Here is a 12,470-nt window from a genome sequence, read left to right on the forward strand (position 1 = left end):
CGCTCACACACCCCGATAGCCGTTTGGCCGCGCTTTGTGCCACTCCCACGCCGAGGCGACGATATCCGTAATGGACAAGTATTTCGGCTCCCAGCCGAGCTCGCGCTTTGCTTTTTCCGATGAAGCGACAAGCCGCGCCGGGTCGCCCGGCCGCCGCGCCACGACGCGGGCAGGGATCGGGTGTCCGGTCACTTGCCGCGCCGCTTCGATCACTTCTTTGACGCTGAAGCCGTTGCCGTTGCCTAAATTGTATACATCGCTGTCTGCCCCGCTCCGTAATTTCTCGAGCGCCAGCCAATGGGCATCGACGAGATCAAGCACATGAATGTAGTCGCGGATGCACGTGCCGTCGGGCGTGTCGTAGTCATCGCCGAAAATGTAGATTTCCTCGCGCTGGCCAAGCGGCACTTTTAAAATCAATGGAATCAGATGCGTCTCCGGGTTGTGGTCCTCACCGATTGTCGTGCCGTACGCCCCGGCGACATTAAAGTAGCGGAGCGAAATCGAGCGGATGCCATAGGCGCGGTCCGCCCATTTCATCATTTTTTCCATCGCCAGCTTCGTTTCTCCATACGCGTTCGTCGGTTCCGTCGGGTCGGTTTCGACGATCGGGATTTGTTTCGGCTCCCCATACACCGCGGCAGTTGAAGAAAAGACGATTTGCTTGACGCCAAATTCCTTCATCACTTCAAGCAACACTTGTGTGCCGTACACATTGTTGTCGTAATATTTCAGCGGCTCTTCCATGCTTTCGCCGACCAATGAGTTCGCCGCAAAATGAATGACCGCCTCAATGTCGTGCTGGCGAAACACCTCGCGCAAAAAATCGCGGTCGCGAATATCGCCTTGGCAAAACACCGCATCAGGGTGAACCGCCTCCCGGTGCCCCGTCTGCAAGTTATCCACCACGACCACGCGCTCCCCTTTTTCAAGCAGACGGTACACCGCATGGCTGCCGATATACCCTGCCCCTCCGCAAACCAAAATCATCGGCTCATCTCCTCCAGTCCCGTGAGTTCTCTCGCCCCGTCACCAACTTCAACGACATAAAAGCTTGCTTCATAACCGATTTTTTCGGCATACGCGTTTCCGACCCGTTCAATGAAATCTTGAACGCATGCCTTTTTCACAATGTTCACCGTGCAGCCGCCGAATCCTGCCCCAGTCATGCGCGCCCCGACCGTTCCTTCGTGCGACCATGCCGCTTCAACGAGCGTGTCGAGTTCAACGCCTGTCACTTCGTAATCATTGCGCAGCGACAAATGTGACTGTTTCATCAACTCGCCAAAGCGGACGAGATCCCCGCGCTCAAGCGCCCGGGCGGCTTCAAGCGTCCGCTCGTTTTCCGTCACCGCATGGCGGGCCCGTTTTTGTTCAAGCGGGGAAAGAAGATGTGCATAACGGGCCAGTTCCGCGCTTGTCAGCTCGCCGAGCGAGGCGATGTTCCGCACGCTTTGCAGCTTCGCAAGAGCCGCCTCGCACGTCGCCCGCCGCTCGTTGTACGCCGAGTTCGCCAGGCCGCGCTTTTTGTTTGTGTTCGCGATGACAATCGAACAATCGTTGAGCACGAGCGGCAAATAGCGGTACTCGAGCGTCTGGCAGTTTAACAGGATGGCGCAATCTTGTTTCCCCATGCCGACGGCGAACTGATCCATAATGCCGCAATTGACGCCAACGTATTTATTTTCTACGGTTTGGCTCATTTTCACAAGTTCTAGTTGGTCAAGCCCGCGCCTGAACAGTTCGTTGAGCATGACCGCGGTCACGAGCTCAATCGACGCGGATGACGACAGTCCTGCGCCGTTCGGGATCGTTCCATAATACAAAATGTCCAATCCGGTCTCAAGCGGACGTAACGCTTGAAACGCAGCCAAGATCCCTTTCGGGTAATTCGCCCAGCCGTGCTCGCTCCGGTATGACAAGTCATCGTAAGAGACCGTGATCACTCCCGTTTCCGGGAAGTTTTGGGAGTAAAGGCGGACAAACGGCTCATCCGTTTGCCGGACAAGCGCATACGTGCCGATCTCGAGCGCGCACGGCAGCACATGCCCGCCGTTGTAATCCGTATGCTCACCGATCAAATTGACGCGGCCGGGGGCGAAAAAGGTGCGGATGCCTTCGCCCAAGCCGCCGAAAAGTTCGATAAATTGCTGTTTTAAGGTAGGGATCATGGAAGGGCCTCCTTCAAGTCTTTATAGTAAATATTTTACTTAATATTTTACTAAAGATCAACGGCGAAACGAAATCTTTTTTAATACGTATAATCGTTTGAACATTTATTCACCTTAATATAGGAAGGAGGCGGAGCGGAGATGGAAACGCGACAGATGTTGAAACAAGAACTCCAAACCATCACCCACTGGGAACACTCCCAAAAAGACCTATGGTTTTGGGAAAAGCTCGGCCGCTTGCCATTTCAAGTGCTCGATAAACTGACCCCCAAAATCATCCATCGAAAACTCGGGCAGCTGCTTGATGAATTGGGCAGCTATATTCAAAGCGGCGGGCAATATTTGGTGAATGAAGGAAAGGTATTGGACAAGCTTGGCGTATCGTCGTTGGCCGAAGTGCCGCACTTGCCGCTCGAGACGATGGACCGCGTTTGCGACGAGTTGATCGATGCGCGCGTCACGTTCGCCCAGCTGCAAGGGGCGGCGACTGGAATGGGCGGGGCGCTGACGCTGGCGGTGGACATCCCAGCGCTTCTCGGCTTAGCGCTGAAAACGCTGCAAGAGATCGCCATCGTGTACGGATATGACCCGAAGGAAAAAGAGGAGCGCGTGTTTGTCGTCAAATGCCTGCAGTTTGCCGCGGCGGACATCGTCGGGAAAAAAGCGATTTTGGACGAACTTTCGTCGTTCTCCCATGAACGCGGGCGCGTCTTTTCCGAACTGCAAGGATGGCGGGAAGTGATGATGACGTTCCGCGACCAGTACGGATGGAAAAAGCTGTTTCAAGCCGTGCCGATCATCGGCGTCATTTTCGGTTCGCTGTTTAACAAATCGTTTATGGAAGACATCGCCGAAACCGGGAAGATGCTTTATCGGAAGCGGCGCATCATCGAGAAGCTCAAACAGTTTGAACCCGGCATCTAACATGCCGGGTTCGATTCGTTTGTTTCGCGCTGATGCATCCGCTCAGGCCGCATCATTCCCCCTATCATCGAACGGCTTTCAATCGCCACATCATGCTGATAAAATCGCCCAAGCGGTGCGGCAAGGCCACTCCGGCATACATCAGCTCGTCGCCGCCGTAGACGCCAAGGCCTTCGATTTCATAGTCTTGATTCGGGTCAAGCCCTTTGAGCCGCAAGTATGACAGCGGCGCGTTCGCTTCCGCCAGAACACGGAAGTAGGCGACGAGCGCTTCCGACTGATCTTCCGAGACGAACATCCACGCCGCCTCGTTGCCTTCAAACGGGCTGAGCAGCCGATAAAACGTGCCGAACTGGACGAGGCGGCGCACATCTTTGTAAAACGCGACTTGTTCCTTGATGATTTGTTTTTCTGTTTCCGTCAATTTCGTGATATCGAGCTCATAGCCGAAGTTGCCTGACATCGCGACATGACCGCGCGTCTTGAGCGACGTCACCCGCCCGACTTGGTGGTTCGGCACGGCCGAGACGTGGGCGCCCATGGCGCTCACTGGGTAAACGAGGCTTGTACCGTACTGGATTTTCAGGCGCGAGACAGCGTCAGTGTTGTCGCTCGTCCATGTTTGCGGCATATAATAGAGAATCCCCGGGTCAAACCGCCCTCCGCCTCCCGAACAGCTTTCAAACAAAATGTGCGGAAAGCGCGAGGTGATCTCGTCCATCACCCGATAGAGCCCAAGCATATAGCGGTGCGCCGTTTCGCGCTGGCGCTCGGGCGGCAGGGCGGCCGAACCGATTTCCGTCATATGGCGGTTCATGTCCCATTTCACATAAGTGATGGGGGCGCTCGCAAGCACGTTCGAGATCGTTTCAATCATATAGTCGCACACGTCTTGGCGGGAATAATCGAGCACAAGCTGGTTCCGTCCTTCAGAGCGCGGGCGGTTGGGCACATGGAGGCACCAGTCGGGATGTTTCCGGTACAGTTCGCTGTTTGGCGACACCATTTCCGGTTCGACCCATAAGCCGAACTGGAGTCCAAGTTCGTTTATTTGTTTTGCCAGCCCGTCCAAGCCGTTTGGAAGCTTGCGCCGGTTGACGATCCAATCGCCGAGCGAACGGCGGTCGTCATCGCGCTCGCCAAACCAGCCGTCGTCCAGCACAACCAGTTCGATGCCAAGCTCCGCCGCCGTTCGGGCGATATTCATCATCTTTTCCTCTTTGAAGTCAAAATACGTTGCTTCCCAGTTATTGATCAAGATCGGACGTTCGCGGTCGCGGAACGCGCCGCGCGCTAGGCGGGTGCGGTACAGTTCGTGGTACGTTTGCGACATTCCGTTTAACCCTTGATCGGAGTAGACCATAACGACTTCCGGCGTTTGGAACGACTCGCCCGGTTCCAATAGCCACGTAAAATCAAACGGATTGATGCCCATCGAGACGCGGGCAGTGCGGAACTGGTCCACCTCGATTTGGGCGAGGAAATTGCCGCTGTACACCAAGCTGAACCCGTACACTTCGCCTTGGTGTTCATCGGCGTTTTTGGCAGCGAGCGCAATAAACGGGTTTTGTTGGTGGCTGCTCGCGCCGCGGCGGCTTTCCGCCGCTTGCACGCCGGTCAGAAGCGGGAGCCGCTCGATCCAGCGCTCGCGCCCCCACGCTCCGGGGAGATGGATCCAATCATAGTCAGCAGTTGGGAAATCAACGCTCATACTGAGCGCACGCAGCAGTTTCAACCGCTCGCCGCCTTTGTTTTCAAAACGGGCCGCGCGCGTGATGACGTTCCATTTTTCATACGCCGTATACTGCAGCGTGACCTCTAGGCCAATCAGCGCATCTTCAAGAACCATTTCAAGCGTCTCCGCTTCTTGTTCGTGCTCAACATACGTCGCCGGAAGCCCATCAAGCTTTGGCTTCCCCTTGAAAATGCGATGCGTTTTGTAGCGCAAATCGGTCACGGTCGAGCCATTCTCAAGCTGCACTTGATACGCCGGAGCCCGGAAATCGGTATTCCCATAGGCTGGATATTCTTGTGGCAGCGTATCGAGCGAAAACGTGCGGTCGGATGGGTCGGGGTTAGGGGAAAACGCGCGATCGAGCCGCGGAAACGCCCGCGCGCCTCGAACATCGCGCACCGCTTTTCCCCAATAGACATGCGCCAAATAGCCGGAGCGGAAAAGCTGCATCACGTAGCTCGCCTTTCCCGCCCGCAAATGAAACTGCTTCGTTTGCGGATTGTATGCAACTGACATTCTCTTCCCCCGCTTTGTTTTTGTTTAAATTTTACTTAATTTTTACGAAAAAATCCATCAAAAAAGCGCCCTGGATTCAGGCGCTCATCATTTCCTTCAAAGGATCATTCACTCCTCTCCTTCCTCCGCCAACACAGCACGCCGCAGTTCCTGATCGAGTTCCTTCCCATACATGTCCCGCTCTTCCTCGGTCCACCCAAAATACCGCGCCATAAACGCAACAACCGCCTCTTTCTCACGCCGGACCGAATCAATATCAAACAACAGCGCTCCGGTGCGGCGGATGAAGTAGTCGACTGGTTTGACCGCCATTTCTTCCTCGATGGCGTAGACGAGGCGGACGAACGTTTCGCGCGTTAAGCCGGACGAGCGGTCGTACTCGTTGCTTAAGGCAAAGAGGCGGTCGACATTTGTGCCGTACTGTTTTGCCAGCCGCGCCCCTTGTTCTTCTGTCAGCCCATAGCGCGCCGCTTCCTTCGCCTTTTCGGCGATGAAGACCGGCAGCCGGTGCGAGCCGCCGACATCACCGCCGGAAATTGGCAGCTGTTTCGTTTGGCACGGGCGGAACGTGTTTCCCTCTTCTTTTTCCAATTGTTTGGCGACGAGGTCGACGACGGTTTCCGCCATTTTCCGGTAGCCGGTCAGTTTGCCGCCAGCGATCGTAATGAGGCCGGATGGCGATGTCCAAATCTCGTCTTTGCGGGAAATTTCCGATGGGTCTTTCCCTTCTTCATAGATGAGCGGGCGGACGCCGGCCCAACTCGACTCGACATCGTCGGCAGTGACGCCGACAGACGGGAACATGTAGTGAATCGCTTGCAATAAGTAATCACGGTCTTCTTCGGTCATGGCCGGATGAGCGGGATCATCGTCATAAAATGTATCGGTCGTGCCGACATACGTTTTCCCGTCGCGGGGAATGGCAAACACCATCCGGCCGTCCGGGGTGTCAAAATAAACGGCTTGCTTGAGCGGAAACCGCTTTTGGTCGATGACGATGTGGACGCCTTTGGTCAGTTGGAGGCGTTTGCCGGTTTTCGAACCGTCTTTGTCGCGCAGCGCATCAACCCATGGTCCAGCAGCATTGACGACTTTTTTGGCGCGGATGTCATACACTCGTCCGCCGATCATGTCGCGGCAGCGGGCGCCGGTGATGCGGCCGCGCTCGTCGTATAAAAACTGTTCGGCTTTGACGTAGTTGACGGCGTCGACGCCAAGCTCGACCGCTTTTTTGACCACCTCGATCGTCAAGCGGGCATCGTCGGTCCGATACTCGACGTAATAGCCGCCGCCAATCAGGCCGTCGCGCTTTAAGAGCGGCTCTTTTTCCAACGTCTGCCGGGCATTAAGCATCGTGCGCCGCTCGCTTTGCTTGACGCCGGCCAGCCGGTCATACAACCAAAGGCCGATCGACGTGCTCCACTTGCCGAACGTTCCGCCGCGGTAAATGGGCAGCAGCATCCACTCCGGTGTGGTGACGTGCGGGCCGTTTTCATACACAATCGCCCGTTCGCGCCCGACTTCCGCGACAAGCTTCACCTCGAACTGCTTTAAGTAGCGCAAGCCGCCGTGAACAAGCTTCGTCGACCGGCTTGACGTGCCGGCGGCGAAATCTTGCATCTCGACAAGCGCGACCGTCATGCCGCGCGAGATGGCATCAAGGGCGATGCCAGAGCCGGTGATCCCCCCGCCGATGACGAGAAGATCATATTGTTTTTCGCTCATCGTTTGAAGAACATCGCTCCGCTGTTTGCTTGAGAACGTCATGCATGATTCCTCCTTTTGAAAAAGACAAAAAGAGACCATTGCAAACACGATAAGCATGACGCCTACCATGCATGCGTGGTCTCTCCTTGTCTCCTGACTGATGATTAACTTGTTACCTTTATTGTAGCAGACGGCGGCCGATTTGACCAGCTCAACGCATTATCCATTGTAGTGGCGCCAAAGCGTTTCATTTGACGTCGTCACCGATGCCGCGCCGGCTTCCAGCGCCCGCTCGACATCGTCGACCGTGCGGATGAGGCCGCCGGCGTAAATCGGTTTTCCCGTCCGTTCTTTCACTTCGCGGATGATGTGCGGCATGGCGCCCGGGATGACTTCGATGCAGTCCGGATTCGTTTTGGCGATCAGCTGATAGCTTTTCTCCAACGCATGAGAATCGAGCAAAAAGATGCGTTGCACGGCCAAGACTCGTTTTTGCCGCGCCTTCATAATGACGCCCGCTTTCGTGGAAATGAGGCCATGCGGGCGGAACTCTTGGCAAAGGTATTCCGCCGCATGTTCATCATGGCTCAGCCCTTGCACCAAGTCGACGTGAATGATCAACTCCTTGCCATGCCGGCGCGCATAGGCAAAGATGCTTTTTAACTGGGCAATATGCACCTCAAGCAACACGCCGACCGTGTAACCGCTTGACAAAAAGGCGTCAAATTGCTTCATCGTTTTAATGGCCGGAATGATGCGCTGTTTCGCTTCCATTTTCTTTTCTTCGATTCATCCTCTCATTTTGTCGATCTCATCTAAGCATGACAGTGACATCATCGTCCGCGGTTTGCATGTCGCGATTTTCACCCCGCGCTTGCGGAACTTCTCGACGACGTGATGAATCGCTTTTTTGCCTGCCGTCTCTTCGCCATGGGAATGTCCCATGTCTCTCACTCTCCTCCTATTCCGCTTTCGGAATGGCCAGTTCGACCGTCGTTCCTTGATCGATCTCGCTTTCCACTGTAATTTGCCCGCCGTATTTATCGATGATTTCCTTGGCGATCGAAAGCCCGAGCCCGGCGCCGCCTTGTTCGCGGCTGCGCGCCTTGTCGACGCGATAAAAGCGCAAAAAAACGTTTTTCAGCTCGTCTTTCGGAATGCCAATGCCATGGTCGCGGACGGCGACCGTCACAAACGGCCCTTCCTCGCGCAAGGAAATCGCGATTTGTTTCACTCGCTGAGAATATTTTACCGCATTGTCAAGCAAAATGAACAGCAATTGTTCAAAATGATGCTTCGCCATCGCCGCGCGCGCAATCGGCTTATCCGGCTGGTCAATCAGAAATTGGAAGTCCGGGTGCAAGACGCGGAAATTTTTGACGACTTGTCCGACAGCCGCCGCGGCATCCATCGGCGCGACCTCATCCGGCACCGTGATCGCCTCGGCGCGCGACAAGTCCAGAAGCTCGAGAACGAGCCGCTTCAGCCGCTCCGCCTCTTTCATCGCCGCCTCAAGCGATTCTTCCAAAATCTCCGGGTTGTGCTTCCCCCACCGTTGCAGCAACGAAAGATGGCCTTGCAAAATGGCGAGCGGCGTGCGCAGTTCATGGGACGCATCCTCGACAAATTGCCGCTGCATGGCGAACGACCGCTCAATTTCATCCATCATGCCGTTGAACATCACCATCAGTTCCGCAATTTCATCGCGCGCCGGAGGCACATCAATGCGCCGTTTCAGCCCGTTGTTTTTGATGTCGGCCATCGTTTTGGCCAGCGTTTGCAACGGCCGGACGAAGCTTTGCGCCACGAACCGGCCGGCGACAGCGCTTGCGGCCATGGCCAAAAAGCCGATCGCCGTCATGATGAGAAAGAGCGTGTTGGTCACTTGCTGGAACCTCGCCAGCCGGCGGGCGATTTCGATCGTTCCATGCAAGTTGCTGATATGAATCGGCTGACGGAGCAGCAAAAACCGTTCATTGTTGATGAAATGCTCATCCATTTTCCGCTTGTCGGGCATCTCGCTCGGCGATAGCGACACCGCTGCCCCATTTGAAACGGAGACGATGACGTTTCCTTTCTCATCCGTGACGCGAATGAGTTGGTATCGTTCATTCAACCTTTCCAAAAACGCGCGGCTGCGGCGAATCCCTTCCCATGATAGATTACGTTTTTCCTCGTAATAGGTTTCAATTTCCGCCACCGTTTGTTCCATCGTTTTTTCTTCTTCCTTCAGCAGCCATTGTTTGACCATATGATATTGCAAAAACGTAAACACAAAATACGTAATGAAAATCGCCCCGGCCGACAAAACGGTCAGCTTCCCTTTCAGCGAAAGCCGGCGAATCGCCTCCCTCTTCATGGCCGCATCACATATCCCGTGCCGCGCACCGTTTGGATATACCGCTCTTTATCGTGTTCGTCAAGCTTTTGCCGCAAGTAGCGGACATAGACGTCAACGACGTTCGTCTCGACTTCGGCGTCAAATCCCCACACTTTGTCAAGGAGCGCATCACGCGTCAAGACGACATTGATGTTTTGCATAAAGGCGACGAGCAAGTCGTATTCCCGCTTCGTCAGCTCAATAAATTCGTCTCCTTTTTTCACGGTGCGCGCCTGCACGTCAACGACTAAATCTTTAAACGTCAACACTTGGGCGTTCGCTTCCGGATGAACGCGGCGGAACAAGGCGCGGATGCGGGCGAGCAGCTCTTCAATGGCAAACGGTTTGACGATGTAGTCATCGGCCCCGTTATCGAGTCCCATGACGCGGTCAAACACGCTATCGCGCGCTGTGATCATCATGATCGGCGTCGATTTCGCCGCCCGGATGCGGCGGCATACTTCCATGCCATTGAGACTCGGCAGCATCACATCAAGCAAAATGAGATCCCACTGCTCCGAAAGAGCGAGCTCGAGCCCTTCGCGTCCATCGGCGCATACATGCACGTCAAAGCCTTCGTGCTTTAAGTCAAGCTCCAAAAACCGGGCGAGCCCGGCTTCATCTTCAATCAATAAAATACGTCCGTTCATCAGCTGCTCCTCCTCCATTGCGGCTGTTTGCTTTCATTTTATACATCTTTCACTATACACAACAAATCGTCCACCGCCAACGGACAGCCAGCAGTCAAAAAAGGAATGGGGCGCCTGTTCGAGACGCCCTCAAAAATGAATCGGCCAAAAGCGGCGCAGGCAGCTGTTTACGAGTGGCGGTCAACGATCCAATCGACAATGGCTTGAACGATTTCCAACGCTTGATAGGAAAGAAGCGACACGGCTGTTCCAGAAAAAAACAATGTCACCAACCAATGAACCCAATGCATCGCGCCATCCCTCCTCCCGCCGCCGGGCAACCGACAGCGTTATTGATGTGCATCACATGGATGGTGGTGTCATTATATTCCATCTGGGTTAAAACAAGATGAAAACTCCCTAAAAAAGTACGGAGTAGCTTTTTTTTCGCTCCGTACATACATTGACAGTGAATCGCCTTGCCAATCGGCAGCGTCCCGACAGAGTCATTTCGCTGTTTTGAAAAAAGGGAGGGAAGCGCAATGAATGAATCGTTTCAACCACCAGCCAATGGGGGAGGCCATCACCCGTTCCATCATTTGCGGAAAATGATGAATCAATGGTTTGATGAACGGCCGCTGCAAAAACTGTTTGAAACGCTCGATGACTATTTCGCACAAACGTTTGCTGCCGCGTACATTCCGATCGAGGTGAAAGAGACGAAGCACGATTACCAAATCATTGTCCGGCTGCCTGACATCAAAAGGGAACAAATCAGCTTGCAATGGCAGGAAGATGGGCTGCAGCTGATCGTCGATCACAATGAAACCATTGAATCGGCAGATCATCACGGCCATGTATACGAACGCCGCCACGCACGGCGGCGCGTGGCGCGGCTGATTCCGTTTCCGTATCCGGTCGCTGAGCATGAGGTGAAAGCCTCGTTTCAAAATGGGACGCTCACCATCCAGCTGCCGCAAAAACGGAAATATATCGATATCGATTGAAGACGATCCAGCCTGTGTGTGCGTTCAAAAACCATTTTGGCAACGGCCAGCGCCGCGCTTGGGCGTGAAACAAGCCGTTCCCTGCATGGGGAGCGGCTTGTTTCTTGTCCATCTTCTATTGTTTATGGAGTGAATTTCCGGAACGTTCGCCCTCTTCCGGCGTTCCTTTTTTGATCACCCATTCATTGGCGATTTCCTCACGGTTGTTCGTGTATTTGTTTTTCCGCTTCCAGTTGTCGTTGCAGTCTGTCACCGCCGCCCCCTTATTGTTTGCCATTTGCTTGCCTTGCCGCGGTCAAAACGATGCATACATACTTTCTCGGCTGACAAGCTACGCTACTGATAGGAGGTGCAAAACGAATGGCGAAACTGCCCGATTTCAAACAATTGAACGACCGACTGATCAACGAGCCGTCGGATGAGCCGATGCTTGTCATCAAAACAAACCTCGACCCGGACCGCGTGACGGAAGAAAATCCGTACGTCCAAGGCCGCACAAACACAAGCAAAGAGTTTGTCTCTTTTTTTGAAGGGGGCGGACGATGATGGAACAAACACTCGCTTACTTGCGCGAAGTGCTGTCCAACTATTTGGATCACCACAGCGACACCCCAAAACGCATTTACAAAAAACTGATCAGCAAACCATACCGAGGCGAAGGGGAATTTGTCCGCGACTTAACGCAAGAAGAAAGCGCCTTTTTGGACCGCATTTTGCCCCATGAAATCCGCTATGCGATGGATGAGCGCGATTATGAGCGCGTGTATCAGCTCAATGAAGTGTATGAGTTGCTCATTTGACAACGTGACAACCGCTCCCCGTGCAAACGGCGGAGCGGTTTCCCTTTTTCAAGCGCGCTCGACCGTCGCGCCATGACGCGGTTTCATTTTTTAAACGTACCGAGCAATCCTTTCAACACGCCATTCACTTGATTGACCGTATTGATCATTTGCCCCACGGTACTCATCATTTTGTTGATATCGTACGTTCCGTCGCTGTTTTTAAACTGGGCGAGAAACGACGGGCGCGGCGGCGGCAAAAGCGGTCCTGGCTTTGGATACGGCATCGGATACGAGGGAGGCGCGGCATGGCCGGACGGAAGATGAGGCCAGTGAACCGGCGCCGATGGGAAGGATGAAACCCCATAGTGAAAATAAGGACTATAATGGCCGCCTGAGCCGTATGGTCCATAAACCGGCGGCGAAACTGGGCGCGGATAACGGTGCATGTCTCCTCTCCCCCATGTTTGATAATCGATTCCCCCTAGGCTAAGGAGGCGAGCTGCCACTAGTATATGTGCAAACGCCTGACGACGTGTGCGGACATGTCACCTCTTGTCGGAAGTTTTAATTTTCCGAAATCATTCTTTCTCCCTATTTTCATGGTACGATGTAAAAAAGG

15 protein-coding genes are annotated in these 12,470 nt (G+C 54.3%); 4 read left to right on the forward strand and 11 right to left on the reverse strand.

Annotated elements, in window-relative coordinates; genetic code table 11:
• Positions 1–3 precede the first annotated feature (3 nt).
• Together galE and QWV57_RS10980 are read right to left on the reverse strand one after the other, a co-directional pair.
• Positions 4–990, reverse strand: a complete 987-nt coding sequence (gene galE, locus QWV57_RS10975; RefSeq protein ID WP_020756378.1) for a UDP-glucose 4-epimerase GalE — start codon at positions 988–990, stop codon at positions 4–6.
• Complete coding sequence (locus QWV57_RS10980; RefSeq protein ID WP_129447304.1) at positions 987–2,171, reverse strand: galactokinase; 1,185 nt, start codon at positions 2,169–2,171, stop codon at positions 987–989. Before QWV57_RS10980 ends, galE begins: the two co-directional genes overlap by 4 nt.
• 141 nt (positions 2,172–2,312) lie before the next feature.
• Between QWV57_RS10980 and QWV57_RS10985 the strand changes: the two genes are divergently transcribed.
• Complete coding sequence (locus tag QWV57_RS10985; RefSeq protein ID WP_081132678.1) at positions 2,313–3,095, forward strand: EcsC family protein; 783 nt, start codon at positions 2,313–2,315, stop codon at positions 3,093–3,095.
• 64 nt (positions 3,096–3,159) lie between these two features.
• Here the strand turns inward: QWV57_RS10985 and QWV57_RS10990 are convergent, their stop codons facing one another.
• The 7 genes from QWV57_RS10990 to QWV57_RS11020 all read right to left on the reverse strand — a co-directional run bounded on the left by QWV57_RS10990 (position 3,160) and on the right by QWV57_RS11020 (position 10,373).
• Entirely contained in the window at positions 3,160–5,346 is a 2,187-nt protein-coding gene (locus tag QWV57_RS10990; RefSeq protein WP_301099911.1) for an alpha-galactosidase, read from the reverse strand.
• Positions 5,347–5,454: 108 nt separating this feature from the next.
• Complete coding sequence (locus tag QWV57_RS10995) at positions 5,455–7,113, reverse strand: glycerol-3-phosphate dehydrogenase/oxidase (protein ID WP_301099912.1); 1,659 nt, start codon at positions 7,111–7,113, stop codon at positions 5,455–5,457.
• A 159-nt stretch (positions 7,114–7,272) separates the two neighbouring features.
• Positions 7,273–7,827, reverse strand: coding sequence for a glycerol-3-phosphate responsive antiterminator (locus tag QWV57_RS11000; RefSeq protein WP_020755754.1), 555 nt, complete (start codon positions 7,825–7,827; stop codon positions 7,273–7,275).
• 15 nt (positions 7,828–7,842) lie between these two features.
• Positions 7,843–7,998 carry a hypothetical protein gene (locus QWV57_RS11005; protein WP_164832333.1) on the reverse strand — a complete coding sequence of 52 codons (156 nt, stop codon included), beginning with the start codon at positions 7,996–7,998 and terminating at the stop codon, positions 7,843–7,845.
• A 16-nt stretch (positions 7,999–8,014) separates the two neighbouring features.
• On the reverse strand, positions 8,015–9,412 hold the full coding sequence (locus QWV57_RS11010; RefSeq protein WP_020755752.1) for a HAMP domain-containing sensor histidine kinase: 1,398 nt from the start codon (positions 9,410–9,412) through the stop codon (positions 8,015–8,017).
• Complete coding sequence (locus tag QWV57_RS11015) at positions 9,409–10,083, reverse strand: response regulator transcription factor (RefSeq protein ID WP_013144934.1); 675 nt, start codon at positions 10,081–10,083, stop codon at positions 9,409–9,411. The genes QWV57_RS11010 and QWV57_RS11015 overlap by 4 nt, the downstream gene beginning before the upstream one ends.
• A 167-nt stretch (positions 10,084–10,250) precedes the next feature.
• A complete protein-coding gene (locus QWV57_RS11020; protein WP_013524106.1) occupies positions 10,251–10,373 on the reverse strand; it encodes a hypothetical protein in 123 nt (40 codons plus the stop codon).
• 231 nt (positions 10,374–10,604) lie between these two features.
• On the opposite strand from QWV57_RS11020, the gene QWV57_RS11025 reads away from it, so the two are divergent.
• Positions 10,605–11,069 carry an Hsp20/alpha crystallin family protein gene (locus QWV57_RS11025; RefSeq protein ID WP_011231644.1) on the forward strand — a complete coding sequence of 155 codons (465 nt, stop codon included), beginning with the start codon at positions 10,605–10,607 and terminating at the stop codon, positions 11,067–11,069.
• 115 nt (positions 11,070–11,184) lie between these two features.
• On the opposite strand, the gene QWV57_RS11030 is transcribed toward QWV57_RS11025, so the two are convergent.
• On the reverse strand, positions 11,185–11,346 hold the full coding sequence (locus QWV57_RS11030) for a hypothetical protein (RefSeq protein WP_015375249.1): 162 nt from the start codon (positions 11,344–11,346) through the stop codon (positions 11,185–11,187).
• An 83-nt stretch (positions 11,347–11,429) separates the two neighbouring features.
• Here QWV57_RS11030 and QWV57_RS11035 point away from each other — a divergent pair, with 83 nt between their 5' ends.
• Together QWV57_RS11035 and QWV57_RS11040 are read left to right on the forward strand one after the other, a co-directional pair.
• Positions 11,430–11,615, forward strand: a complete 186-nt coding sequence (locus QWV57_RS11035) for a hypothetical protein (RefSeq protein ID WP_011231645.1) — start codon at positions 11,430–11,432, stop codon at positions 11,613–11,615.
• The gene (locus QWV57_RS11040) at positions 11,615–11,869 is read left to right on the forward strand and encodes a sigma-G-dependent sporulation-specific acid-soluble spore protein CsgA (RefSeq protein ID WP_015375250.1); all 255 of its coding nucleotides are present in this window, start codon (positions 11,615–11,617) and stop codon (positions 11,867–11,869) included. Before QWV57_RS11035 ends, QWV57_RS11040 begins: the two co-directional genes overlap by 1 nt.
• A gap of 83 nt (positions 11,870–11,952) precedes the next feature.
• On the opposite strand, the gene QWV57_RS11045 is transcribed toward QWV57_RS11040, so the two are convergent.
• Positions 11,953–12,297: a YppG family protein gene (locus QWV57_RS11045; protein ID WP_013144931.1), complete on the reverse strand. Its 345-nt coding sequence runs from the start codon at positions 12,295–12,297 to the stop codon at positions 11,953–11,955.
• Positions 12,298–12,470 lie beyond the last annotated feature (173 nt).

Source organism: Geobacillus zalihae, assembly GCF_030414215.1.
In the GTDB taxonomy this organism is placed as follows: domain Bacteria; phylum Bacillota; class Bacilli; order Bacillales; family Anoxybacillaceae; genus Geobacillus; species Geobacillus zalihae.

Bases quoted from the DNA above. Each gene is read 5' to 3' on its own strand.
- galE (WP_020756378.1), bottom strand. From the start codon at position 990: ATGATTTTGGTTTGCGGAGGGGCAGGGTATATCGGCAGCCATGCGGTG.
- QWV57_RS11005 (WP_164832333.1), bottom strand. From the start codon at position 7,998: ATGGGACATTCCCATGGCGAAGAGACGGCAGGCAAAAAAGCGATTCAT.
- QWV57_RS11000 (WP_020755754.1), bottom strand. From the start codon at position 7,827: ATGGAAGCGAAACAGCGCATCATTCCGGCCATTAAAACGATGAAGCAA.
- QWV57_RS10985 (WP_081132678.1), top strand. From the start codon at position 2,313: ATGGAAACGCGACAGATGTTGAAACAAGAACTCCAAACCATCACCCAC.
- QWV57_RS11030 (WP_015375249.1), bottom strand. From the start codon at position 11,346: ATGGCAAACAATAAGGGGGCGGCGGTGACAGACTGCAACGACAACTGG.
- QWV57_RS11040 (WP_015375250.1), top strand. From the start codon at position 11,615: ATGGAACAAACACTCGCTTACTTGCGCGAAGTGCTGTCCAACTATTTG.
- QWV57_RS10995 (WP_301099912.1), bottom strand. From the start codon at position 7,113: ATGACGTTCTCAAGCAAACAGCGGAGCGATGTTCTTCAAACGATGAGC.
- QWV57_RS10980 (WP_129447304.1), bottom strand. From the start codon at position 2,171: ATGATCCCTACCTTAAAACAGCAATTTATCGAACTTTTCGGCGGCTTG.
- QWV57_RS11010 (WP_020755752.1), bottom strand. From the start codon at position 9,412: ATGAAGAGGGAGGCGATTCGCCGGCTTTCGCTGAAAGGGAAGCTGACC.
- QWV57_RS11020 (WP_013524106.1), bottom strand. From the start codon at position 10,373: ATGCATTGGGTTCATTGGTTGGTGACATTGTTTTTTTCTGGAACAGCC.
- QWV57_RS10990 (WP_301099911.1), bottom strand. From the start codon at position 5,346: ATGTCAGTTGCATACAATCCGCAAACGAAGCAGTTTCATTTGCGGGCG.
- QWV57_RS11025 (WP_011231644.1), top strand. From the start codon at position 10,605: ATGAATGAATCGTTTCAACCACCAGCCAATGGGGGAGGCCATCACCCG.
- QWV57_RS11015 (WP_013144934.1), bottom strand. From the start codon at position 10,083: ATGAACGGACGTATTTTATTGATTGAAGATGAAGCCGGGCTCGCCCGG.
- QWV57_RS11035 (WP_011231645.1), top strand. From the start codon at position 11,430: ATGGCGAAACTGCCCGATTTCAAACAATTGAACGACCGACTGATCAAC.
- QWV57_RS11045 (WP_013144931.1), bottom strand. From the start codon at position 12,297: ATGCACCGTTATCCGCGCCCAGTTTCGCCGCCGGTTTATGGACCATAC.